Source organism: Nonomuraea sp. NPDC052634 (assembly GCF_040678535.1).
Taxonomy (GTDB): Bacteria; Actinomycetota; Actinomycetes; order Streptosporangiales; family Streptosporangiaceae; genus Nonomuraea; species Nonomuraea fastidiosa.
The window spans coordinates 31,521-52,473 of record NZ_JBFATY010000004.1 but is presented as its reverse complement, the minus strand read 5'-3'; the positions used below and the strand labels follow the sequence as shown (position 1 = coordinate 52,473).

At 70.1% G+C, this 20,953-nt stretch carries 21 protein-coding genes; 12 read left to right on the top strand and 9 right to left on the bottom strand.

The features are described 5' to 3' along the window. The first annotated feature begins 110 nt into the window (after positions 1–110). From AB0K67_RS19395 to pknB, 7 genes are all read left to right on the top strand, one after another. Positions 111–851, top strand: a complete 741-nt coding sequence (locus AB0K67_RS19395; protein ID WP_345393439.1) for a DUF3662 and FHA domain-containing protein — start codon at positions 111–113, stop codon at positions 849–851. A 17-nt stretch (positions 852–868) separates the two neighbouring features. After that, entirely contained in the window at positions 869–1,339 is a 471-nt protein-coding gene (locus AB0K67_RS19390; protein ID WP_345393437.1) for an FHA domain-containing protein, read from the top strand. Then, positions 1,336–2,658, top strand: a complete 1,323-nt coding sequence (locus AB0K67_RS19385; protein WP_364061560.1) for a Stp1/IreP family PP2C-type Ser/Thr phosphatase — start codon at positions 1,336–1,338, stop codon at positions 2,656–2,658. The genes AB0K67_RS19390 and AB0K67_RS19385 overlap by 4 nt, the downstream gene beginning before the upstream one ends. Then, entirely contained in the window at positions 2,659–4,038 is a 1,380-nt protein-coding gene (locus AB0K67_RS19380; protein ID WP_364061557.1) for an FtsW/RodA/SpoVE family cell cycle protein, read from the top strand. It abuts the gene before it with no gap. Further along, positions 4,035–5,495, top strand: coding sequence for a penicillin-binding protein 2 (locus tag AB0K67_RS19375; protein ID WP_364061554.1), 1,461 nt, complete (start codon positions 4,035–4,037; stop codon positions 5,493–5,495). Before AB0K67_RS19380 ends, AB0K67_RS19375 begins: the two co-directional genes overlap by 4 nt. A 21-nt stretch (positions 5,496–5,516) precedes the next feature. Beyond that, positions 5,517–6,890: a protein kinase gene (locus tag AB0K67_RS19370; RefSeq protein ID WP_364061551.1), complete on the top strand. Its 1,374-nt coding sequence runs from the start codon at positions 5,517–5,519 to the stop codon at positions 6,888–6,890. Between the two features lie 83 nt (positions 6,891–6,973). After that, complete coding sequence (gene pknB, locus AB0K67_RS19365) at positions 6,974–8,872, top strand: Stk1 family PASTA domain-containing Ser/Thr kinase (RefSeq protein WP_364061548.1); 1,899 nt, start codon at positions 6,974–6,976, stop codon at positions 8,870–8,872. Between the two features lie 150 nt (positions 8,873–9,022). Here the strand turns inward: pknB and AB0K67_RS19360 are convergent, their stop codons facing one another. Genes AB0K67_RS19360 through AB0K67_RS19350 form a run of 3 tightly spaced genes read right to left on the bottom strand, consistent with a single transcriptional unit; the run spans position 9,023 to position 10,413 of the window. Then, on the bottom strand, positions 9,023–9,637 hold the full coding sequence (locus AB0K67_RS19360) for a gamma-glutamyl-gamma-aminobutyrate hydrolase family protein (RefSeq protein ID WP_364061545.1): 615 nt from the start codon (positions 9,635–9,637) through the stop codon (positions 9,023–9,025). After that, entirely contained in the window at positions 9,634–9,792 is a 159-nt protein-coding gene (locus AB0K67_RS19355; RefSeq protein ID WP_364061542.1) for a hypothetical protein, read from the bottom strand. Before AB0K67_RS19355 ends, AB0K67_RS19360 begins: the two co-directional genes overlap by 4 nt. A gap of 3 nt (positions 9,793–9,795) precedes the next feature. After that, positions 9,796–10,413 carry a class E sortase gene (locus tag AB0K67_RS19350; RefSeq protein WP_364061539.1) on the bottom strand — a complete coding sequence of 206 codons (618 nt, stop codon included), beginning with the start codon at positions 10,411–10,413 and terminating at the stop codon, positions 9,796–9,798. A gap of 144 nt (positions 10,414–10,557) precedes the next feature. On the opposite strand from AB0K67_RS19350, the gene AB0K67_RS19345 reads away from it, so the two are divergent. Next, positions 10,558–10,803: a cell division protein CrgA gene (locus AB0K67_RS19345; protein WP_364061536.1), complete on the top strand. Its 246-nt coding sequence runs from the start codon at positions 10,558–10,560 to the stop codon at positions 10,801–10,803. A gap of 35 nt (positions 10,804–10,838) precedes the next feature. Here AB0K67_RS19345 and AB0K67_RS19340 read toward each other — a convergent pair whose 3' ends face one another. Together AB0K67_RS19340 and AB0K67_RS19335 are read right to left on the bottom strand one after the other, a co-directional pair. After that, entirely contained in the window at positions 10,839–11,744 is a 906-nt protein-coding gene (locus AB0K67_RS19340) for a rhomboid family intramembrane serine protease (RefSeq protein ID WP_364061533.1), read from the bottom strand. A 171-nt stretch (positions 11,745–11,915) separates the two neighbouring features. Further along, positions 11,916–12,452 carry a peptidylprolyl isomerase gene (locus tag AB0K67_RS19335; protein WP_364061530.1) on the bottom strand — a complete coding sequence of 179 codons (537 nt, stop codon included), beginning with the start codon at positions 12,450–12,452 and terminating at the stop codon, positions 11,916–11,918. 184 nt (positions 12,453–12,636) lie between these two features. Between AB0K67_RS19335 and AB0K67_RS19330 the strand changes: the two genes are divergently transcribed. Beyond that, entirely contained in the window at positions 12,637–13,110 is a 474-nt protein-coding gene (locus AB0K67_RS19330; protein WP_364061527.1) for a YtxH domain-containing protein, read from the top strand. A gap of 267 nt (positions 13,111–13,377) precedes the next feature. Here the strand turns inward: AB0K67_RS19330 and AB0K67_RS19325 are convergent, their stop codons facing one another. Then, positions 13,378–13,902, bottom strand: coding sequence for a hypothetical protein (locus tag AB0K67_RS19325; protein ID WP_364061524.1), 525 nt, complete (start codon positions 13,900–13,902; stop codon positions 13,378–13,380). 126 nt (positions 13,903–14,028) lie between these two features. On the opposite strand from AB0K67_RS19325, the gene AB0K67_RS19320 reads away from it, so the two are divergent. Further along, a complete protein-coding gene (locus AB0K67_RS19320) occupies positions 14,029–14,700 on the top strand; it encodes a response regulator transcription factor (protein WP_364061521.1) in 672 nt (223 codons plus the stop codon). After that, the gene (locus tag AB0K67_RS19315; protein WP_364061518.1) at positions 14,697–16,151 is read left to right on the top strand and encodes a HAMP domain-containing sensor histidine kinase; all 1,455 of its coding nucleotides are present in this window, start codon (positions 14,697–14,699) and stop codon (positions 16,149–16,151) included. The genes AB0K67_RS19320 and AB0K67_RS19315 overlap by 4 nt, the downstream gene beginning before the upstream one ends. A 69-nt stretch (positions 16,152–16,220) precedes the next feature. Here the strand turns inward: AB0K67_RS19315 and AB0K67_RS19310 are convergent, their stop codons facing one another. From AB0K67_RS19310 to AB0K67_RS19300, 3 genes are all read right to left on the bottom strand, one after another. Continuing rightward, the gene (locus AB0K67_RS19310) at positions 16,221–17,033 is read right to left on the bottom strand and encodes an MBL fold metallo-hydrolase (RefSeq protein ID WP_364061515.1); all 813 of its coding nucleotides are present in this window, start codon (positions 17,031–17,033) and stop codon (positions 16,221–16,223) included. 61 nt (positions 17,034–17,094) lie between these two features. Further along, positions 17,095–17,532, bottom strand: a complete 438-nt coding sequence (locus AB0K67_RS19305; RefSeq protein WP_364061512.1) for a hypothetical protein — start codon at positions 17,530–17,532, stop codon at positions 17,095–17,097. Between the two features lie 140 nt (positions 17,533–17,672). Further along, positions 17,673–19,475, bottom strand: a complete 1,803-nt coding sequence (locus tag AB0K67_RS19300; RefSeq protein WP_364061509.1) for an NAD(P)/FAD-dependent oxidoreductase — start codon at positions 19,473–19,475, stop codon at positions 17,673–17,675. Between the two features lie 144 nt (positions 19,476–19,619). Between AB0K67_RS19300 and AB0K67_RS19295 the strand changes: the two genes are divergently transcribed. Next, a complete protein-coding gene (locus AB0K67_RS19295) occupies positions 19,620–20,942 on the top strand; it encodes a hypothetical protein (protein ID WP_364061506.1) in 1,323 nt (440 codons plus the stop codon). The last annotated feature ends 11 nt before the right edge of the window (positions 20,943–20,953 follow it).

The window sequence follows — 20,953 nt, the reverse complement described above, 5'->3', positions numbered from 1 at the left end:
CGCGGCCGCCCGACGAGCGCCTGTGACACCGTCACGTGGAACGAGCGGAGACCGGGCGCCGATGCGTCTACGGGGCCGCGATCATATGCACGGAGGAAGGGAGGTACCCGGTGGGAGTCCTTCAGCGCTTCGAGCGAAGGCTCGAAGGCCTGGTTGAGGGAGCCTTTGCGCGGGCGTTCAAATCTGACCTTCAGCCGGTCGAGGTCGCCAGCGCGGTTCAGCGGGAGATGGATGAGCGTGCGGCGATCGTCGCTCAAGGTCGCACGCTCGTGCCCAACGATTTCGTGGTGGAGCTGTCCACGACCGATGCCGAGCGGCTTGAGGTGTACGCCGACAGCATCAGCCACGAGCTGGCCAACCTCGCCAGGGAGTACGCCAAGGAGCAGGGCTACTCCTTCGTGGGACCGGTCCGGGTTCGCTTCGAGACCGCCGGCGATCTGGCTGTGGGCTTGTTCCGCATCCGGTCGGGGGTCATCCGCGGTGCGACGGTGGAGCAGGACGAGATTCGCCAGCCGGCGAGCGACCTGCCTCCGTCGAGGCCCCATGCGTTCGGCGGGCGGCCGCGGCTGCTCGTCTCCACTCAGGACGATCCGCAGGGCGACCGCTCCTACGAGCTCACCACTCCGGTGACCTTGCTCGGCAGGGGCACCGACTGCGATCTTCGTCTCGTCGATCCCGGTGTCTCGCGGCATCATGCGGAGCTGCGGGTCGAGGGCCAGAATGTGGTCCTCGTCGACCTGGGTTCGACGAACGGCACTTTCGTCAATGGCCAGCCGGTGCGCAGGATCGAGCTCCAAAACGGCACGCGAGTGACGCTGGGGCGTACGACTCTGGTGTTCCGGCGCGATTAGGGGTAGACAGACGGTCCATGTCCGAGCTCACGCTGCTGCTGATCCGGCTCGCCTTTCTGGCGGTGCTGTGGTTCTTTGTCATTGCCGCAGTCGGCGTGATCCGGACTGACTTGTTCGGTTCACGCACCGCGCCGGCGGGTGGCCGCAAGGCCATGAAGCCCGCCAAACCCGTGGCGAAGCCCAAGAGCAAGAAGGGCGAGCCACGCCAGCTCATCGTCACGGGTGGGCCTCTCCAGGGCACCACCATCAACCTCACGGAGCAGCCCATCACCATTGGCCGGGCCAATGACGCCACGCTGGTGGTCACCGACGACTACGCTTCCAGCCGGCACGCCCGGCTCTTTCCTCAGGACGGTCAATGGATCGTGGAAGATCTTGGGTCCACCAACGGCACGTATCTCGACCGTTCGAAAGTCACCCGCCCGACCCCGGTGCCGCTCGGTGTTCCGATCCGCGTCGGCAAGACAGTCATTGAATTGCGCAAATGACCATCGCACTCCGCTACGCCGCCCGCTCGGACGTCGGCCTCCTCCGCGAAGGGAACGAGGACTCGGCGTACGCTAGCGGCCGCCTGCTCGCCGTCGCCGACGGCATGGGCGGGCATGCACACGGCGAGGTGGCGAGTTCCGTCGCCATCGCCGCCATGGCCTCTCTGGAAGAGGCCCAACAGGGGGGTGACCTGCTCAACGCCATCGAGGCAGCGGTGCGCGACGCCAACCGCAGGCTGCACGAAATGGTGGGGCGGGATCCCAGCCTCAAAGGCATGGGCACGACGCTCACCGCCATGCTCTGGAACGGCACCCAGGTCGCCCTGGTCCATGTGGGCGACTCGCGGGCCTACCTCCTGAGACGTGGTGAGCTCTACCAGATCACCCATGACCACACGCTGGTGCAGCAGCTCGTCGACGACGGGCGCATCACGCCGGAAGAGGCGGCCACCCATCCGCAGCGGTCGATCCTGCTTCGCGCGCTCGACGGCAGCGGTGAGGTCGATCCCGATCTCACGCTGCGCGAGGCGCAGGTAGGCGACCGCTATCTGCTGTGTTCCGACGGCCTGTCGGGCGTGGTCAGCGCGGAGACGCTGCACGCCACGCTCACCAACATCGACGATCCTGAAGAGGTCGTCCGTCAGCTCATCGATCTGGCGAACCGGGGCGGCGGGCCCGACAACATCACGTGCGTTCTCGCCGACGTGCTGGAGATCGCCGACGATGAACAGCTGCCCGCGGAGGCCGCCATCGTCGGCGCCGCGGGGATGAACCGGCTCGACCCGACCAAGGACATCCAGCCGGGGCGAGCAGGCGCGGTGACCGCACCCCAGCCGGTGCTCTCCGGCGACGACTTCGATGAGCCGGTCGCCGAGGCCACGTCCCGGCGCTCGCGGAAGCGTCGCAGGTTGTGGCCCGTGCTGGTCACCGTGCTCGGCGTAGGCGTCGTCGGCGTGGCCGTCGGCGGCTACTTCGGTTACCAGTGGACCCAGGACCAGTTCTTCGTCGGCGCTAGGGGCGGCGAGGTGGTCGTGTTCCAGGGGGTCAAGAAGGAAGTGGGTCCCTTCCAGCTCTTCCACGTCTCCAAGCCCACTGGCCGCAAGCTCTCCCAGCTCTCCGAAGCCGATCAGGCTCTGGTCAAGGACGGCATCCCCGTCACCACCGTCGACGAAGGCATCACCAAGATCAACAGTCTGTCGTTCGCCGACGACGAAGAGGCCGACAAGGCCGAAACCGAAGATCAGCAGCCCGAGACGGAGGCGAGCGCCACTCCCACCGCGAGCGCCTCCGCCACCAAGTCCAAGACGAGACAGCAGTAGATGAGCGAAGTCGCCGTCACCCCCGTCCCGATGCCGGCCAAGCGGCGCGTGGCGCAGCTGCTCATGCTCGCGCTCGCCGTGGGCATCGTCATGGGCGCCTACGCGAACGTGGGCCTGGCCATGGACGGTCAGATCCCGGCCGGGATGCTGACGTACGGGCTGAGCCTGGGCGGCCTGATGCTGGCCGCGTACCTCGTGCTCGCGAAGTTCGCCCCGTGGGCCGACCCGCTGATCCTGCCGCTGGTGACGCTGGTCAACGGCATCGGCCTGGTGATGATCTACCGGCTGGAGAACGCCGGCATGGCCGGCGCATCCGCCACCACTCAGATCGTCATGACCGGCGCCGGTGTCGTGCTGTTCTCCGTGACGCTGCTGGTGCTGCGCGACCATCGCATGCTGCAGCGGCTGACGTACACGGCGGGGCTGGTCGGCGTGGTCCTGCTGATCTCGCCGCTGACCCCCGGGCTGGGCCAGGAGCGCAACGGCGCGCGCATCTGGATCGGGTTCGGCTCGGCCACCATCCAGCCGGCCGAGTTCGCCAAGATCGCGCTGGTCGTCTTCTTCGCCGGCTACCTGGTCGCCAAGCGCGACGTGCTGGCGCTGGCGGGCCGGCGGCTGCTCTTCATCGACCTGCCCAGGGCCCGCGACCTCGGCCCGGTTCTGATCACCTGGGCCGTCGCCATCGGCGTGCTGGTGCTGCAGAAGGACCTGGGCTCGTCGCTGCTGCTGTTCGGCGGGTTCGTGGTGATGCTCTACATCGCCACGCAGCGCACGTCGTGGGTGCTGATCGGCCTGCTGCTGTTCGTCGGCGGCGCGTTCGTCGCCGGGCAGATCTTCTCCCACGTCGGCGACCGCTTCGACGTCTGGCTCGACCCGAGCAACCCCGAGTACTACGACCGTGAGTTCGGCGGCAGCTACCAGATCATGCAGGGCCTGTTCGGGCTCGGCGCGGGCCGCATCCTGGGCACCGGGCTCGGCCAGGGACACCCCGACCTGATCCCGCTGTCGTTCTCCGACTTCATCTTCAACGCCGTCGGCGAGGAGCTCGGCCTGACCGGCCTGATGGCGATCCTGATGATCTACGCGCTGATCGTCGAACGCGGCCTGCGCACCGCGCTCGCGGCTCGCGACCCCTTCTCGAAGCTGCTCGCGGGCGGCCTGTCGTTCATCCTCGCCTGGCAGGTGTTCATCATCGTGGGGGGTGTGACGAACCTCATCCCGCTGACGGGCCTGGTCACGCCGTTCATGTCGCAGGGCGGCTCGGCGCTGCTGGCTAACTGGATCCTTATCGCGCTGCTGGTACGAACGTCAGACGCCGCCAGACGCCCCCCACCCCAGGCGATCCAGAACGAGGGACTGACGCAGGTGTTCCAGCGATGAACGGCACCCTGAAGCGAGTGGCGGTGGCCGCCCTCGCCATGTTCGCGCTCCTGATGGTGAACGTGAACTGGCTGCAGGCGGTCAAGGCCGACGAGTACATCTCCGACGCGCGCAACCGCCGCAACTTCTTCGACCGTTACGCGATCGAGCGCGGCCGCATCACGGCGGGCGGGAAGGTGCTGGCGGAGTCCGTCGACACCGGCGACAACAACTTCCGCTTCATCAGGAAGTACCCCGACGCGAAGCTCTACGCGCACGTCACCGGCTTCTTCTCGCCGGAGAGCGCCTCGGCCATCGAGGCGGCCGAGAACAAGCTGCTCGACGGCTCCAGCGCCGACCTGCTGCTGCGCAGGAGCATCGACCTGTTCACCGGCGAGCCGACCAAAGGCGCCAACGTCGATCTCACGATCGACCCCAAGGCGCAGAAGGCGGCCTACGACGCGCTGCGCCAGAGCGGCAAGCGCGGTGCCGTGGTGGCGCTCGACCCGAAGACCGGCGGCATACTCGCGATGGTCTCGCTGCCCACGTACGACCCGACCGAGCTGTCGGGCACCGACAAGGGGACGGTGTTCAAGCGGTACGACGAGCTGGCCAAGGACAAGAGCCAGCCGCTGCTCAACCGCGCCATCGCCCAGACGTACCCGCCGGGCTCGACGTTCAAGGTCGTGACGGCGGCGGCGTACCTGGAGGACGACTCCTCGCGCGGCCCCGAGACCACGGTGCAGGCCCCGCAGCGGCTGCCGCTGCCCAACACGAACATCAGCCTGCCCAACTACGGCGGCGCGGCGTGCGGCAGCGGCCAGGTCACGCTCACCTACGCGCTGGAGCGGTCGTGCAACACGCCGTTCGGCGCGATCGGCATGGAGCTGGGCTACGACAAGATGCGGGAGCAGACCGAGAAGTTCGGCATGGGCGAGCAGATCGGCGTGCCGATGTCGGTCGCGCAGAGCGACTTCGGGCCCAAGGAGGACCAGGCGGCCGTGGCGATGGCCTCGATCGGGCAGCGCAGCAACCGCATGACGCCGCTGCAGATGGCCATGGTCGCGGCGGGCATCGCCAACGACGGGACGGTGATGAAGCCGTACCTCGTCAACAAGATCACCGACTCCAAGGGCGACACCATCGAGGAGGCCGACCCCGACGAGCTCAGCGAGGCGGTCAGCTCCGAGACGGCGGCCAAGCTGCGCGAGATGATGGTGAGCGTCGTCTCCAACGGCACCGCCAACCTCGCGCAGATTCCAGGCGTCGAAGTAGGGGGGAAGACGGGCACCGCGGAGACCACCGACGGCCGGCCCCCGCACGCTTGGTTCATCAGCTTCGCGCCCGCGGACAACCCGAAGGTGGCCGTCGCGGTCATCGTCGAGTCCGGGGCGGCCAAGGTCGGGGCCGAGGCCACCGGTGGTCACACCGCCGCGCCCATCGCCAGAGCCGTGATGGAGGCGGTGCTGAACAAGTGAGTGACGGTAACCTGCTGGGTCATGCGGCTCCGTAACCGCTATCTCCTGGTCTCCCGCATCGCCACGGGCGGTATGGGGGAGGTCTGGCGTGCCCGCGACGAGCTGCTCGGGCGCGAGGTGGCGGTGAAGATCCTGCGCAGCCACATGCACGCCGACCCCACGTTCCGCGAGCGGTTCAGGAACGAGGCGCGGCTCACCGCGGCGCTGGCCGACCCGGGCGTGGCCCAGGTCTTCGACTACGGCGAGCAGAGCGACCTGGCCTACCTCGTCATGGAGCTGGTGCACGGCGAGCCGCTGTCGGCCATCCTGGGGCGCAACGGCGCGCTCGGGCCCGAGGTGACGCTCGACGTGGTGCACCAGACGGCCAAGGCGCTGCACGCGGCGCACTCGGCCGGCATCATCCACCGCGACATCAAACCCGGCAACCTGCTGGTCACCCCCGAGGGGGCGATCAAGGTGACGGACTTCGGCATCGCGCGGGCGCTGGAGGCCGCGCCGGTGACGCAGACCGGCACCGTGCTGGGCACCGCCCAGTACGTCAGTCCCGAGCAGGCGCAGGGCCTCCCCCTGACGCCTTCGACGGACCTCTACTCGCTGGGCGTGGTGGCGTACGAGTGCCTGGCCGGGCGCACGCCGTTCCGTGCCGACAGCCAGGTGGCGATCGCGCTGCTGCACCTCAACGAGCAGCCGCCGCCGCTCGGCGCCGACGTGCCGGCCGCGGTGCGCGAGCTGGTCATGAGCCTGCTCGCCAAGGAGCCGGAGCAGCGGCCGGGGTCGGCGATCGAGGTCGCCGACCGGGCGTACGTGCTGCGCGAGTCGCTGGCCGGGGCTGTTCAGGGCCCGGCCGAGCTCAGTATGCTGACCGACCCTGCGGGCTTCCGCGTCCGCGAGCCGGCCCCTGAGGACGAGCTCGCGACCGACGACCTCCAGCCGGCCACGCTCCAGGAGGGCACGGGGAGGAAGCGGCGCAGGGGCGCTCGGACGCTGGCGCTGGTCGCCACGGCGGGCTGCGCGGCGGCGGTGGGGCTGACCGCCATCACGTTCGCCGACCCGCAGCGGCCGCAGGCCACTCCGCAGGTGGCCGAACCGACACAATCGCCTACCGTGAAGTCGACGCCGACCCGGCCAAAGCCGCGGCCGTCGAAGACGAAGACCACGCGGCGACCGCCGGTTGTTACGGTGAGGACACCGAGGCCGATACCCTCGCGGTCGGCTACGGTAAGCACGTCGGCTACTCCCACCAAGAAGCCGACGCCGAAACCACCCCCGACCACCCGGACACCCACCCCCACCCCGACCCCAACGCCCACCAGGACTCCGACAACTCCGACACCCACCACGACCAGCACCTCGCCGGACCCGGGTGAGACAAACCCGCCCAATGAGGAGACGTGACGCGCCATGGGGTCGATGATGGACACCGGCGGCCCCGCGAGCCGGCCGGTACCCAAGATGAACGGTAAGGGACAGTGCAGGAAATGACTCAGCCTCGGCTACTCGGAGGTCGCTACGAGCTCGACGGTGTCGTCGGGCGCGGCGGCATGGCCGAGGTGTATCGCGCCAGAGACATCCGGCTGGACCGCGTAGTCGCGATCAAGACCCTCCGGTCTGATCTGGCGCGAGACCATACCTTCCAGGCCCGGTTCCGCCGTGAGGCGCAGTCGGCGGCCTCACTGAACCACCCGGCCGTGGTCGCGGTCTACGACACCGGCGAAGACGTCACCGACGGCACGCCCGTGCCGTACATCGTGATGGAGTACGTCGACGGCAGGACGCTGCGCGACCTGCTGCGCCAGGACCGCCGGCTGCTGCCCGAGCGCGCCGTGGAGCTGGTCGACGGCATCCTGCGCGCGCTCGACTACAGCCACCGCGGCGGCATCGTGCACCGCGACATCAAGCCCGCCAACGTCATGATCACCCGCTCCGGCGACGTCAAGGTGATGGACTTCGGCATCGCCCGCGCGATGGCCGACTCGGCGGCCACGATGACGCAGACCGCCCAGGTGATCGGCACCGCGCAATACCTGTCGCCCGAGCAGGCGCGCGGCGAGCGGGTCGACGCGCGCAGCGACATCTACTCCACCGGCTGCGTGCTGTACGAGCTGCTGACCGGCCAGCCGCCGTTCACCGGCGACTCCCCGGTGGCGATCGCCTACCAGCACGTGCGCGAGGAGCCCATCCCGCCGTCCCAGATCGACCCCGAGATCCCGCAGTGGGCCGACGCCATCGTGCTCAAGGCCATGGCGAAGGACCCGAGCCAGCGCTACCAGAGCGCGGGCGAGATGCGGGCCGACATCCAGCGGGCGATGTCCGGCATGCCGACCGACGCCCAGACGATGGCGATGACCGGTCCCATGCACCAGGGCACCCGCATGATGACCGCGACCCAGGCGGCCACCGGCCCGGCCACCCAGCGCACCAGCGCGATCCCGCCGTACGAGTACGACGACGACGGTGGTGGCCGCGGCGGCGGTGGCCGGCGCAGGGCGTCGAGCGGAGGTGGCGGCAACAACGCGCTCAAGACCGCGCTGTGGATCATCATTCCGCTGCTCATCATCGGCGCGTTCATCACGATCGGCTACACCGTCTTCAGCGGCAAGGACACCCCGTCCGACACCAAGGTGACGATCCCGTCGCTGGTGTCGCAGGAGCGCTCGTACGCCGAGGCCGAGCTGAAGAAGCTCGGGCTGGTGCCCGACGTGGAGCTGAAGGCGAGCTCCGACGTCGAGAAGGGCGCGGTCATCGAGACCGACCCGCCGGCCGACACCCAGGTCGAGAAGGGCGCCACGGTCAAGCTGGTCGTGTCCAAGGGCCCCGAGAAGATCAAGGTGCCCGACGGCCTGGTCGGCATGTCCCAGGAGGACGCGCAGCGGGCGCTCGAAGAGGTCGGCCTGCGCGGCGTCATCAAGACCCGCAACTCCACCAAGCCGCAGGGCACGGTCATCGCGACCGACCCGAAGGCCGGTGCCGAGCTGGAGAAGGGCGGCTCCGTCACGCTCTTCGTGCCGAAGGAGATGCGCGAGGTCCCGAGCGTCATCGGGCTGACCCAGGAGGACGCGACCGCCCAGCTGAAGTCCGCGGGCTTCAAGGTCAAGGTCTCGCAGCAGCCCGCGCAGGAGCCCGAGGGCACCGTCGTGCAGCAGAACCCGGGTGAGGGCACCAAGCTGCTGCCCGGCACCACGATCACGATCACGGTGTCGACCGGTCCCCAGCAGCAGGAGGACTCCCCGCCGCCGGCCGACGACTTCCCGACGGAGGACGTCCCGAGCGACGACCAGCCGAGCGACGACTTCCCGTCGGAGGAGGAGCCGCCGGGCGACAGCCCGATCGAGGACGGCCTCGGCGGCGGCCTGCACAACCGAGGCCCGAGGCACTGACGAGAAAGCCGCCCCTTCCGCTCGGGAAGGGGCGGCTTTTCGCTGCTCATATCCGCCGCGCGGCCTGGTCCCCGCGCACGGGAGCCCCCGTGCGGCAGGAGGTCCGCACACAAGAACGCCCCCGCCGCTCGGGGGCAACGGCGGGGACGCTCACTGGTACGTCGCTCTTCGCGAGCCGTTTGTTACACGGTTTTCCGCCACTTTCCGCCACCAATTTCCCAGCAGCCGGTGGCCGTGCTCGGACAGCACCGATTCGGGGTGGAACTGGATGCCCTCGATGGGCTTCTGACGGTGCCGCAGGCCCATGATGACGCCGTCTTCGGTGCGCGCGGTCACGTCGAGCTCCGGGGGCACGGTCTCGGGCAGCACGGCCAGCGAGTGGTAGCGGGTCATGCGCACGGGCGACGGCAGGCCCTCGAACACGCCCTTGCCGTCGTGGACGATCTCGCTCGTCCTGCCGTGGAACAGCTCGGGGGCCCGCGCCACCGTGGCGCCGAAGGCGACCGCGATGGCCTGGTGGCCGAGGCAGACGCCGAGCAGGGGCAGGCCGGTCTCGGCCGCGTGGTGGACCAGCGGGACGCTGACGCCCGCCGCCTCCGGCGTGCCGGGTCCCGGGCTCACGAGCACGCCGGCGAAGCCGTCGGCGTCGTACACGCGGACGTCGTCGCGGGACCGGACGTCGCAGTCGGCGCCCAGCTCGCGCAGGTACTGCACGATCGTGTGGACGAAGCTGTCGTGGTTGTCCACGACGAGCACCCGGCTCATTTCCTCACCGTCACCTCGTCGAGCGTCACCGCCGGCTCCATCAGCGGGAACACGACGTACCAGAGTACGGCCCCCGCGAGCAGCACCAGCAGGGCGGCCGTCAGCAGCCGGACGGGCGGGCGGCCGGGCAGCTTGCGCCAGAGCCAGGCGTACACGGGTCACTCCTCTCGCGGTTCGCTGTGTTTGAGCACGCCGTAGACGATGAGCCGCTCGGCGGCGGAGTACTCGGGGTGGCAGGTGGACAGCGTGATGAACGCGCGGATGGGCCGGATGTCGGGCTTGCCGGGCACGGGGGCGAGCACCTCGACCTCGTCGGGCCGCACGATGTCCTGGGAGGTGACGCGGTAGGTGTGGCGGGCCTCGCGGGTCTCCACGATGATCTCGTCGTCGCGTTCGAGCTCGTCGATCTCGTTGAACGGGGCCGCGTACGTGGTGCGGTGGCCCGACAGCACGAAGTTGCCGACCTCGCCCGGCATCGCGCTGTCGGGGTAGTGTCCTGGCCCCTTCTTGAGCTGCTCAGCGCCGACGCCCTCGACCACCGCGTACTTGTAGTCGCGGCCCAGCTTGGGGATGCGCAGCAGCGCGAACGCCTGCCCGATGGCCGGCTGCGGCGGACGCCGCGCGCCGCTCTCCTTGGCCGCCAGCTCGCGCTGGAGCAGCAGCTGCTGCCGCTGCGTGTACGCGCCCGTCCCCCAGAGCAGGTACGCGCAGAACAGCATGAGGATCAGGCCCGCGGTGATGCTGAGCTCCCCGAGGGCCCGCAGGGCGGCCCGCATGCGCTCAGGGTAATCCGCGGCGATGCGGCCCCCTGGGATCGCCATGCGATGCGCGTGGCGACTATCCTGGGCCTCACTTCAACTACCCTTACCGAAGAGCCTGCGGACGATCCGGATGCCCAGGCCCTCAGCAGGAGTCATCCAGTGCCCAAGTCCAAAACTCGCAAGAAGGCGGTCTACACCCCGCCGCAGCGGTCGCAGCAGGTCAAGGTCAGCCCGCGCTGGCTCGCCCCCACGATGGTGGCCGCGTGGGTCATCGGCATCCTGTGGATCGCGACCTATTACGTCGCTCCTCAGGCGCCGTTCTTCAGGGACCTCCAGAACTGGAACCTGCTGATCGGGTTTGTTTTCATCATCTTCGGTGTGGTTCTTTCCACCCGCTGGCGTTAGTTCTTTCCACAGTCTTTTCCACAGCCTGGGGAAGCTCAGCCGCCGAGCATGCTGACAATCGCTGGGACGCGTACGAGCACGAGCACCACCATGAGCGCCAGCGCTCCAGCGATCGCCAGCCACTGCACCCGCGCCCTGTTGGCCTTCGGCGCGTAGACCAGCGCCAGGGCCAGGAGCGTGCCGGTGAGGAGGCCGCCCACGTGGCCGGTCCAGCTGATGCGCACACCTGAGATCGCGGGCAGCACGAACGTGATGGCCAGGTTGAGCGCGATGATCAGGCCGATGCCGCGTACGTCGAGGTTGAGCTTGCGCCCGACCACGAAGACCGCGCCGAACATGCCGAACACCGCACCCGACGCGCCCAGCGTGAGGGTGTTGAGCGGGTCGAGCCAGAGGCCGAGCACCGAGCCGCCCAGCGCGCTGATCAGGTAGAGGGCGGTGAAGCGGGCGTGGCCGAAGGCGCGCTCGAGATAGGGGCCGATGACCCAGATGGCCCAGCCGTTGAACAGGATGTGGATGACGTCCTGGTGCAGGAACGCCGCGGTGATCAGGCGGTAGTACTGGTCGAGGACGGCGACCCCGATGGGCGACATCCCCAGCTCCGCGGTGACGACGTAGGAGCCGCCCAGGAGGAAGTCGGCGGCGAGCGTTGCGAGGAAGACCAGAACGTTGAGCGCCAGGATGGCGTAGGTGACGATCGGGGTGCGCACCACGCCGCCGCCGAAGGCGGTCTTGGCCTGGCGGATGGCCTTGTTGCCCTCGGCGACGCACTCGGGGCACTGGAAGCCGACCGCGGCGTCGCGCATGCAGTCGGGGCAGATGGGGCGCTCACAACGCTGGCAGCGCACCCACGTCTCCCTCTCGGGGTGTCGGTAGCACGTGGGGACGGCTTCAGCGGGCTGCTCGGGCTGCGGGGGCTGGCTCGGCGGCTGGCTGGTCATGACCGAAGCCTAAGGCTTACGGAGGCGTGCTGCGTGAGCCTCCTGGACCGGCGGCCCCGGCGCGGCCGGAAGGGCTCTGAGAACGGCCATCCGGCCCCGCGAGGCCCGCCTCCGGTGTGCGCGCCCCCTGAAGCTGCACGCCGGCGTTGCGGGCCTCCCTGCGGCCGGATGTCAGGCGGCCTGGCGCTCGATGGTGACCGACTCCAGGATGACGTCCTCGACCGGGCGGTCCCGCCCGTCGGTGCGGGTCTTGGAGATCGCGTCCACGACCTCGTTGCCCTCGATGACCTCGCCGAAGATGGTGTGCTTGCCGTTGAGGTGCGGGGTCGGCGCGACCGTGATGAAGAACTGCGAGCCGTTGGTGCCCTTGCCGAAGCGCTTGCCCGCGTTGGCCATGGCCAGCAGGTACGGGCGGTCGAAGCGCAGCTCGGGGTGGATCTCGTCGTCGAACTCGTAGCCGGGGCCGCCGATGCCCTGGCCCAGCGGGTCACCGCCCTGGATCATGAAGCCGGCGATGACCCGGTGGAAGATCGTGCCGTCGTAGTAGCGGGCGTTGCTCTTCTCGCCGGTGCCGGGGTGCGTCCAGGAACGGGTGCCCTCGGCGAGCTCCACGAAGTTGCGCACCGTCTTGGGTGCCTTGGTGGGGAAGAGCTCCACCTTGATATTGCCGTGATTGGTCTGCAGGTTCGCGATCAGCTTCTCAGCCACGAGACAGCTGCCCCCCTCTATGAACAGGGTTCGATTGTGGTGTTTTGAGGACTATGGCCGTTCGGCCTACCGAGCCATCCTCCCATGGACGGCCATGATTGAGCCGCCTTGTCCAGGGAAGGTCAGGCTCGGGGCCCCAACGACAGGGGAGGTTGTCGTGTCCCTGACAATGAAGAGACGCCGCGTGGTCATAGACGTGCCCACCACGTGGATGGGTCAAGTGAAGACCCGGGCCGCTGAAACCGGCCAGCGCCTCGCGCCGATGGCAGACCAGGCCAAGGTGGTCGCGGCGCAGCGTATCGAAGAAGCCCGTCACTGGGCGGCGCCGCGGCTGGAGTCCGCGGCGCACGGGTTCGAGCAGCAGGTCGCTCCCAAGGTCAGCTCGATGCTGACCGCCGCGGCCAAACGCATCGACCCCAAGCCGACGCCATCGCGGCGATGGCCGACGCTCGTGCTGCTGACCGGCCTCGCGGTGGGGACGATCGGTTACATGTTCTACCGCCGCAACGCTCAGCAGTGGACCGAGCACATGAAGGACTCCGCCTCCGATGCCACACGTTGGGTCAATGAGAAGGCGGACAGGGCTGCGGAGTCCGCGGACCAGGTTGCGGCCACGGTGTCCAGCAGGACGGACGAGACCTCGCACAAGACATCGTGAGCGCGTTCGTCCTGGGAAGCGCGCCCCCGTCACACGACGGGGGCGCGCTTCGCGTTACGGGCGCCGGCGTCCGGTCTACGCTCCCGGCACCCGCGACGTCGTCAAGGCTGTGATCACGTTCGCGCCGCCCGGCAAGCCGTTCGACGTGCTGTACGCCGCTGCCGCCGATGCACCTCATGGTCGGTACCGGCTACGGCCTGGAGCAGGACTGGCGGCACGGCATGCACTGGGGTCCGGGGCCGGTCGTGCAGGGCGTGAGCGGCGCTCTTAGTCGTCGAGCCCCGCACCGCCGATCGTCTTGCAGACGAGCTCGATGGTCTCGGCGGGCTTCTCGGCCTGGGTCTCGGCGGTCTCGGACGGGGTCACGACGCGGACCTTGGCCGGGGCGTCGGCGGTGGGCTCGCCGCTCTCGGCGGCCCTGGTGGCACGGAACTTCACCCCCTCGGCCTTGCCCTCACCACTGCCCGGGGACACGACCTGCGGCTTGCCGTTCGGGTCCACCGACTCGGCGCGCTGCGGCTGCGTGATCACGCCGGACGGGTCCGCGGGCTGGGCCGGGCGGGTCTCGGCGACCGCGCCGCCGTCGGCGGGCTTCACCCTCGCCAGCTCGATCACCTTGCCGTCGGAGGTCTTACAGGTCAGCGTGCCGGCCCCTGGGACGGCGACGGAGGCCACCGAGGCCGCGACGGGCTCGGGCGGCGAGGACGGGGTCCCGGCCAGCGCGGACCCGGTCAGACCTGCGACGGTCAGCGCAACCGCCGCGCCGAGCACCGCGAAACGCCGCTTGAACATGAAGTTCTCCTCTCTCGGAAACGATCGGACGGCTCCGAGGGTGGCCGCACGGACCTGAAGTGATCCTGAAGAGAGCCCAAATGATCTTCAGGTTCGCTTTAGGTGCGCTGAGGCAGGCTGGACGGCGTGCGAGTCTTACTGGTGGAGGACGAGGAGCGGCTGGCCGACCTGATCAAGGGTGGGCTGGCGGGCGAGGGCTTCGCGGTGGACGTCGCCCACGACGGGCGCGACGGCTTGTGGCTGGCCACCGAGAACACCTACGACGTGATCATCCTGGACGTCATGCTGCCCAGGATGAACGGCTACGCCGTGTGCTCCCGGCTGCGCGAAGCCGGTAACTGGACGCCGATCATGATGCTCACCGCCAAGGACGGCGTCTACGACGAGGCCGAGGCGCTGGACAACGGGGCCGACGACTACCTGGCCAAGCCGTTCTCGTACGTGGTGCTGCTGGCCCGGCTGCGCGCGCTGGTCCGGCGCGGGGGGCGGGAGCGGCCTGTCTGCATCACCGTGGGCGACCTCGTCATCGACCCGGCGGGGCTGCGCTGCCGCCGGGGCGAGGTGGACATCGCGCTGACGCCGAAGGAGTTCGCCGTGCTGCACGCGCTCGCCCGGCGGGCCGGCGAGGTGGTCTCCAAGAGCGACCTGCTGGCCCAGGCGTGGGACTTCAGCTACGACGGCGACCCGAACATCGTGGAGGTCTACATCAGCGCGCTGCGCCGCAAGATCGACGTGCCGTTCGGGAAGACGACGCTGATCACCGTACGCGGTGCCGGATATCGGCTGGAGGCGGCGTGATCGCCCGGCGCTCCCCCGAGAACGGGCGGCGCTCCCCCTGGTTCACGCGGCACTCCCCCTGGTTCACGCGGCGTCCGCGCATCACGATCCTGTCCGGGAAGCTCGCGCGCGGCCCGAAGGCGCTCTGGCGGCGGCTCTCCCCCGGCCTGTCCTCGGTGCGGGTGCGCGCGACGGCGGCGGCCACGCTCGTCGTGGCGCTCGCGCTCGGCATGGCGGCGCTGGTGCTGGTGGTGTCGCTGCGCGGCACGCTGGTCAGCAGCGCCGACGCGGAGGCGGCGAGGAGGGCCACGGCGGCGGTGCCGTACGCGCGGACGCTGGAGATCCCCGAGCACTCCACAGAGCGCATCGCCGAGCCGGACGCGAAGGCCCCGGCGGAAGAGCCCAAGCTGGTGAAGGGGGCGCAGCGGGCGGCGGTCCCGGAGGAGGGCGTGGCGGTGCGCTTCGCCGACCCCGACGTGATGGTGACCAAGGAGGACGGCGCCGCGGAGCTGGTCAGGGCCAGCGGGTACGCCGTCGCCGCCGTCGAGGTGACCACCGCCGACGGTCCCGCCACGCTGCTGTCGCGGGTCCCGCTCGACGGCGTCGAGCAGGCGCTGCGCACCGTCTACGGGGCGCTGCTGCCCGGCGTGCCGGCGCTGCTGGCGGTGGTGGCGGCGATGACCTGGCTCTCGGTGGGCCGCGCGCTGCGCCCGGTGGCCGCGATCCGCGCCAAGGTGGCCGACATCACGGCCCGTGACCTGCACCAGCGGGTGCCCGTACCGCGCTCCAAGGACGAGGTCGCGGCGCTCGCGACCACCGTGAACGGCACGCTCGACCGGCTGGAGACGGCCGTCGAGCAGCACAAGCGGTTCGTGGCTGACGCCGCGCACGAGCTGCGCAGCCCGATCGCGACGCTGCGGGCCAGGCTGGAGCTGGCCGAGCCGAGCGAGCTGACCGCCGAGGCGCTGGCCGACGTCGAACGCCTCCAGTCGCTGGCCGCCGACCTGCTCATGCTGGCCAGGCTGGACGCGGGCGAGCCGCTGCGCGCCGCCGAGCTGGACCTGGGTCAGGTGGCGGCCGAGGCGGCGCTGCGGGCCAGGCGGCGGCCCGGCGTGCGGGTGGAGCTGGACGTCGCGCCCGACGTGGTCATGTCAGGGTCGAGCGCGCATCTCGACCGCCTGGTGACGAACCTGGTCGACAACGCCGTACGCCATGCCGCCTCGACCGTGAAGGTGCGGGTCGCCGCCGAGGACGGCGCGGCGGTGCTGGTGGTGAGCGACGACGGCCCCGGCATCCCGCCGGACCAGCGCGAGGCGGTGTTCGGCCGGTTCACCCGGCTGGACGAGGCGCGGGCCAGGGACGCGGGCGGCGCGGGGCTCGGGCTGCCCATCGCCAGGGACATCGCGCACCTGCACGGCGGTTCGCTGGTGTACGACGACTCCGGCTTCGTCGCGCGCTTCCCCCTCGGCTGACCTCTGCTGACCTCTGCTGGCCTCACCTCGGCTGACCTCTGCTGACCCGGGCTGACCGCTCGGCTGACCTCAGCTGACCGAGGCGTCGAGCTGGTCGAGCTGCATGAAGGCGCGCTCGATGGCCTGGCGGGAGATCGGCTCGGGGTAGGGGAAGAGCTTGATCGAGTCGCGCAGCCCCTCCACGTGGGCCTTTCTGGCCAGGTCGGCGACCAGCGCCAGCTCCTCCTGCTGCCCCTGCACGTACGCCCGGTCCACCACCGCGCCGTGGCCGGGCACGATCACCTGCTCGGGCATCTCGGCGAGCATCGCGGCCGTGGTGACCGGCCAGTCCAGCGGGTAGGAGTCGCTGAACGCGGGCGGCGCGCCCTCCTCCACCAGGTCGCCGGCGAACAGCACACCCGCGTCCGGCACCTGCACCACGATGTCGTTGCTGCTGTGGCCGAGCCCGAAGTGCCGCAGGTGCACCATGCGCCCGCCGATGTCGAGGCTGGCCGCGGCGGCGAACGTGTGGTCCGGCGGCACGATCGTGACCTCTTCCCACTCGTCGCGCCGCTCGGGGCGGCTCTCGATCAGGTGGGCCCGCTGCTGCTCGCCGTACTGCTCGATCTCCTCGGCGCACCTGACGTGGCCCCAGATCTCGGCGGGGCCGAACGCCGCGTTGCCGAAGAAGTGGTCGAAGTGGGAGTGGGAGTTGACGATCGTCCAGGGGGCCGGGGTGATCCGCCGGACGGCCTCGACCAGGTCCGCGCCCTCACGGTGGGAGCCGCGCGTGTCCAGCACCAGGCAGTGCCCGTCGCCCACGATCAGGCCCGTGTTCACGTCGTACGACCGGTGGCGCCGTACGTAGACCCGGTCGCCGACTTCCTGCCACTGCTCGTTCATGCCACCGAACCATACTGAGCGCGCCGGGTCATGACATATGCCCCCATGAACCATCAGCCCCTCACGCCGTGCTGACCACGGTGTTGACGTCGGGCTGCACGACCGGCGTGAGGATGAGCAGCACAGGGCCGCCGGCCGTGAACGCGAGCATGATCAGGTCGATCCACCACAGCGCCAGCACGGTCATGAGCGCGAGTCCCGCCTCCCGCTTGCGCCGGTCCGGCGGCTTCGGCACGGCGATCCGGTCGACGAGGCGCAGGCGGAGGCGTTCGAAGGCGGCGACGAGCGGCACGCACAGCGCCAGCGCGGCCAGCCCGGTCGCGACGCCGAGATACGGCGTCAAGCCGAACCCGGCGGCGGTCGCCGCAACCGTGACCCCCGCCGCCGCTCCGGGGACCAGGCTGGCCAGCAGGTACGCGGCGCCGCGCCACGGCCAGGCGGAGGCGAGGAACGGCAAGGGCCGTCGGGTGAGGGCTTCCAGCGCGGTCCTGTCGAGCATTCTGCGACCGTAACCGCTGGTGCGAGGCGTGGTCAGTAGTGCCGGGTCTAGCTTTTCACCGCACGCTCAGGCCCTTTCACCGAAGGCTCAGGCCCTCGGACGCGCTTCTCAGCGCAACGCCCGCCCCTCGCACGCGCTCCTCAGCGGAACGTCAGCCCTTCGAAGTCGCCCGAGCTCCGCCAGCGGTCGATGTAGGCGAAGTAGGCCATCGCGCCCTGCGGGTGACCGACGTTCAGCCAGGACTTCAGTCCGAGGTCGCGGCCCTCGTTGTTGTAGTAGCCGGGCGTGCAGTCGAGCGAGCCCATGATCCGCCCCTTGCCCGACAGCAGCAGCTCGATCCAGGCGTCCTCGGCCTCCCGCGTGGCCTCGACCTGGGTGTGGCCGTGCTCGATGGCGTGCTTGACGATCGCGGCGATGGTCTTGCCGGCCTCGGTGAAGTTGTGCGGGATGTTGGAGATGAGGTTCGCGCCCTGGGCCGGCTGGACGATGAAGACGTTGGGGAAGCCGTGCACGTGGATGCCGTGCAGGGTCCGCATCCCGTCGGCCCAGCGCTCCGACAGCCGCACCCCGCCGCGCCCCCTGGCCTCGTAGCCGGCGCGGCGGGTGTAGTCGGTGCCGACCTCGAAGCCGGAGGCGTAGATGACGCAGTCCACCTCGTACTCGTGGCCGGCCGCCACGACGCCGCGCTCGGTGATGCGCTCGACGCCCTTGCCGTCGGTGTCGACCAGGTGGACGCCGGGCAGGTTGAACGCCTGGAGGTATTCGTCGTGGAAGCAGGGGCGCTTGCAGAGCTGGCGGTACCACGCCTTGAGCTTCCCGGCGGTCTCCGGGTCGCGGACGACGGCGTCCACGCGGGCCCTGATCTCCTCCATCTTCTCGAAGTCGGCGTCCTCGAACGCGGCCTGCACGCTCTCCGGGGTGATCTGGCCGGGCGGCAGCGCGCTGATCTTCGCGCGGAAGCGGCGGGCGATGTCGGTCCAGCCGTCCATCACCAGGTCCTCGTCGGCCAGGACGCCGGTCTGGTTGGCGGTGAAGTTCTCCAGCCAGCGCTGCTGCCAGCCGGGCGTGGCGATCGAGGCGAACCACTCGGGGTCGGTCGGCCGGTTGTCGCGTACGTCAACGGATGAGGGCGTGCGCTGGAAGACGTACAGCTCGCGGCAGGCCCTGGCGAGGTGCGGCACGCACTGCACGGCGGTCGCGCCGGTGCCGATGATCGCCAACCGCTTGTCGCCGAGCCGGTCCATGGGTGCGCCGGAGGGGTCGCCGCCGGTGTAGGCGTAGTCCCAGCGGCTGGTGTGGAACGAGTGCCCGGCGAAGTCGTCGATGCCGGGGATGCCGGGCAGCTTGGGCACGTGCAGCGGGCCGATGCCCATGGCGACGAACCGAGCGGTGAACGCGTCGCCCCGGTCGGTGCGGACGATCCAGCGGGAGCGGGCCTCGTCCCACTCCAGGTCGGTGACCTCGGTGTGGAAGAGGGCGTTGTCGTACAGGCCGTAGTGCTTGCCGATGCGGCGACAGTGTTCGAGGATCTCCGGCGCGTGCGCGTACTTCTCCGACGGCATGTGGCCGGTCTCTTCGAGCAGCGGCATGTAGACGTACGAGGCGGTGTCGCACTGCGCGCCGGGGTAGCGGTTCCAGTACCAGGTGCCGCCGAAGTCGCCGCCCTTCTCCACGATGCGCACGTCGTCGATGCCGGCCTCCTTGAGGCGCGCGCCCGTGAGCAGCCCGGCGAAGCCGCCGCCGATGAAGGCGACCGTCACGTGGTCGGTCTTGGGGGCGCGTGCCGTGACCGGGGTGTACGGGTCCTTGAGGTAGCGGGCGAAGCGGCCGGTGAGGCGGATGTACTGGTCGTTGCCGTCGGGGCGCAGCCGCTTGTCGCGCTCTTCGCGATATTTCCGGCGGAGGGCTTCCTTGTCGATCGCGGGACGGTCGGCGACGGTCATGCATCCCTCCGGCGGCGTACGGCATGTCCGGACCTCATTTTCAGAATGTCATTCGGAAATAGTCGCGGCAAGCCCGGCCCCGATGCGCTGACCAGCTTGTCCACTATTGTGTGGTCCCGGGACTCACGAGGAAGCGGATTCGTCTTGGCCCATCGCGCACTGGTCATCGCCATGTTGCCGGCGATCGGGCTGCGCGTGCTCGCCGTGCTCGGCTTCCCTCCGGCCATCCTCTTCTACGGCGACTCCTTCGCCTTCCTGCGCGAGGAGCTGACCCCCGGCACGACGCGGCCCTCCGGCTACTCCCTGCTGCTCGCGCTGCTGCGCCCCGCCCACAGCCTCACGCTGGTCACGGTCCTGCAGCACCTGCTCGTGCTGGGGCTCGCGGTCGCCCTGTACGCCCTGCTGCGCCGCCGCGGCCTGCCCGGCTGGGGCGCCACGCTGCTCGTCACCCCGCTGCTCTACGACGAGTTCATGATCCTGCTCGAGCACATGATCATGGCCGATGCGGTCTTCATCGTGCTCGTCACCGCCGCGGTCGCGCTGCTCGTCCGGCGGGTCACCCCGGCCACCGCCGCCACCGGCGGCATGCTGCTCGGCCTGGCCGGCATCACCAGGACCGTCGGGCTGCCGCTGCTCATCCTCACCGCCGCCTACCTGCTCATCCGCCGCTACGGCTGGCGCCCCCTGGTGGCGCTGCTGGTCGCCGGGGCGATCCCGCTGGGCGCGTACGCGACCTGGATGAAGGCCGAGAAGGGCGTCTTCGCGCTGACCGAGGCCGACGGGAACTTCCTGTGGTCGCGCACCATGAGCTTCGCCGACTGCGACGTCATCAAGCCGCCCGAGCGGCTGAAGGTGCTCTGCCCCGACATGCCGGTCGAGGAGCGGCCCTACCCGCCCCACTGGCTGTGGGAGGACTTCTCGCCGCTGCCGAAGGTGCCGGGCACGGCCAACCGCAACCGGCTCGCCGGTGAGTTCGCCCGCGCCGCCATCCTCGCCCAGCCGGGCGAATACCTCGGTGCCGTGCTGACCGACCTCGGGCAGCTCTTCCGGTGGGAGCGGACGGCCGTGGACGAGAAGACGCCGTACAAGTTCCCCTCGTCCGAGCGGCCCATCAGCGAGTCGGTACGGGGCGTCGCGGAGTCGTACGAGATGGGGCCCGCCGCCACCCGCGTGGTCGAGCCGTACGCCGGCTGGCTGCGCGCCTACCAGCGCTTCGGGTACGTGCCGTTCCCTGTGCTCACGCTGGTCCTGGCAGGCACCCTGGTCGCCGCGCCGCTGCGGCGGCGCTGGGACGCGCTGCTGCCCGCGCTGGCCGCGCTCGCGCTCGTCGCCTCGCCGCCGTTCCTCGCCGCCTTCGACGTCCGGTACGTGATCCCGGCCATCCCGCTGATCTGCCTGGCCGTGGGGCTGGCCTTCGGGCCGCCGACCCCGTTCCTCGCCCGCCGGGCAGGCGACGGCGAGCCATGACCTCCTCAGCG

Excerpts from the sequence above, each read along its gene's own strand:
- AB0K67_RS19385 (WP_364061560.1), top strand. The coding sequence starts at position 1,336 with ATGACCATCGCACTCCGCTACGCCGCCCGCTCGGACGTCGGCCTCCTC.
- AB0K67_RS19370 (WP_364061551.1), top strand. The coding sequence starts at position 5,517 with ATGCGGCTCCGTAACCGCTATCTCCTGGTCTCCCGCATCGCCACGGGC.
- AB0K67_RS19300 (WP_364061509.1), bottom strand. The coding sequence starts at position 19,475 with ATGACCGTCGCCGACCGTCCCGCGATCGACAAGGAAGCCCTCCGCCGG.
- pknB (WP_364061548.1), top strand. The coding sequence starts at position 6,974 with ATGACTCAGCCTCGGCTACTCGGAGGTCGCTACGAGCTCGACGGTGTC.
- AB0K67_RS19340 (WP_364061533.1), bottom strand. The coding sequence starts at position 11,744 with ATGACCAGCCAGCCGCCGAGCCAGCCCCCGCAGCCCGAGCAGCCCGCT.
- AB0K67_RS19360 (WP_364061545.1), bottom strand. The coding sequence starts at position 9,637 with ATGAGCCGGGTGCTCGTCGTGGACAACCACGACAGCTTCGTCCACACG.
- AB0K67_RS19310 (WP_364061515.1), bottom strand. The coding sequence starts at position 17,033 with ATGAACGAGCAGTGGCAGGAAGTCGGCGACCGGGTCTACGTACGGCGC.
- AB0K67_RS19390 (WP_345393437.1), top strand. The coding sequence starts at position 869 with ATGTCCGAGCTCACGCTGCTGCTGATCCGGCTCGCCTTTCTGGCGGTG.
- AB0K67_RS19380 (WP_364061557.1), top strand. The coding sequence starts at position 2,659 with ATGAGCGAAGTCGCCGTCACCCCCGTCCCGATGCCGGCCAAGCGGCGC.
- AB0K67_RS19325 (WP_364061524.1), bottom strand. The coding sequence starts at position 13,902 with ATGTTCAAGCGGCGTTTCGCGGTGCTCGGCGCGGCGGTTGCGCTGACC.
- AB0K67_RS19350 (WP_364061539.1), bottom strand. The coding sequence starts at position 10,413 with ATGCGGGCCGCCCTGCGGGCCCTCGGGGAGCTCAGCATCACCGCGGGC.
- AB0K67_RS19305 (WP_364061512.1), bottom strand. The coding sequence starts at position 17,532 with ATGCTCGACAGGACCGCGCTGGAAGCCCTCACCCGACGGCCCTTGCCG.
- AB0K67_RS19375 (WP_364061554.1), top strand. The coding sequence starts at position 4,035 with ATGAACGGCACCCTGAAGCGAGTGGCGGTGGCCGCCCTCGCCATGTTC.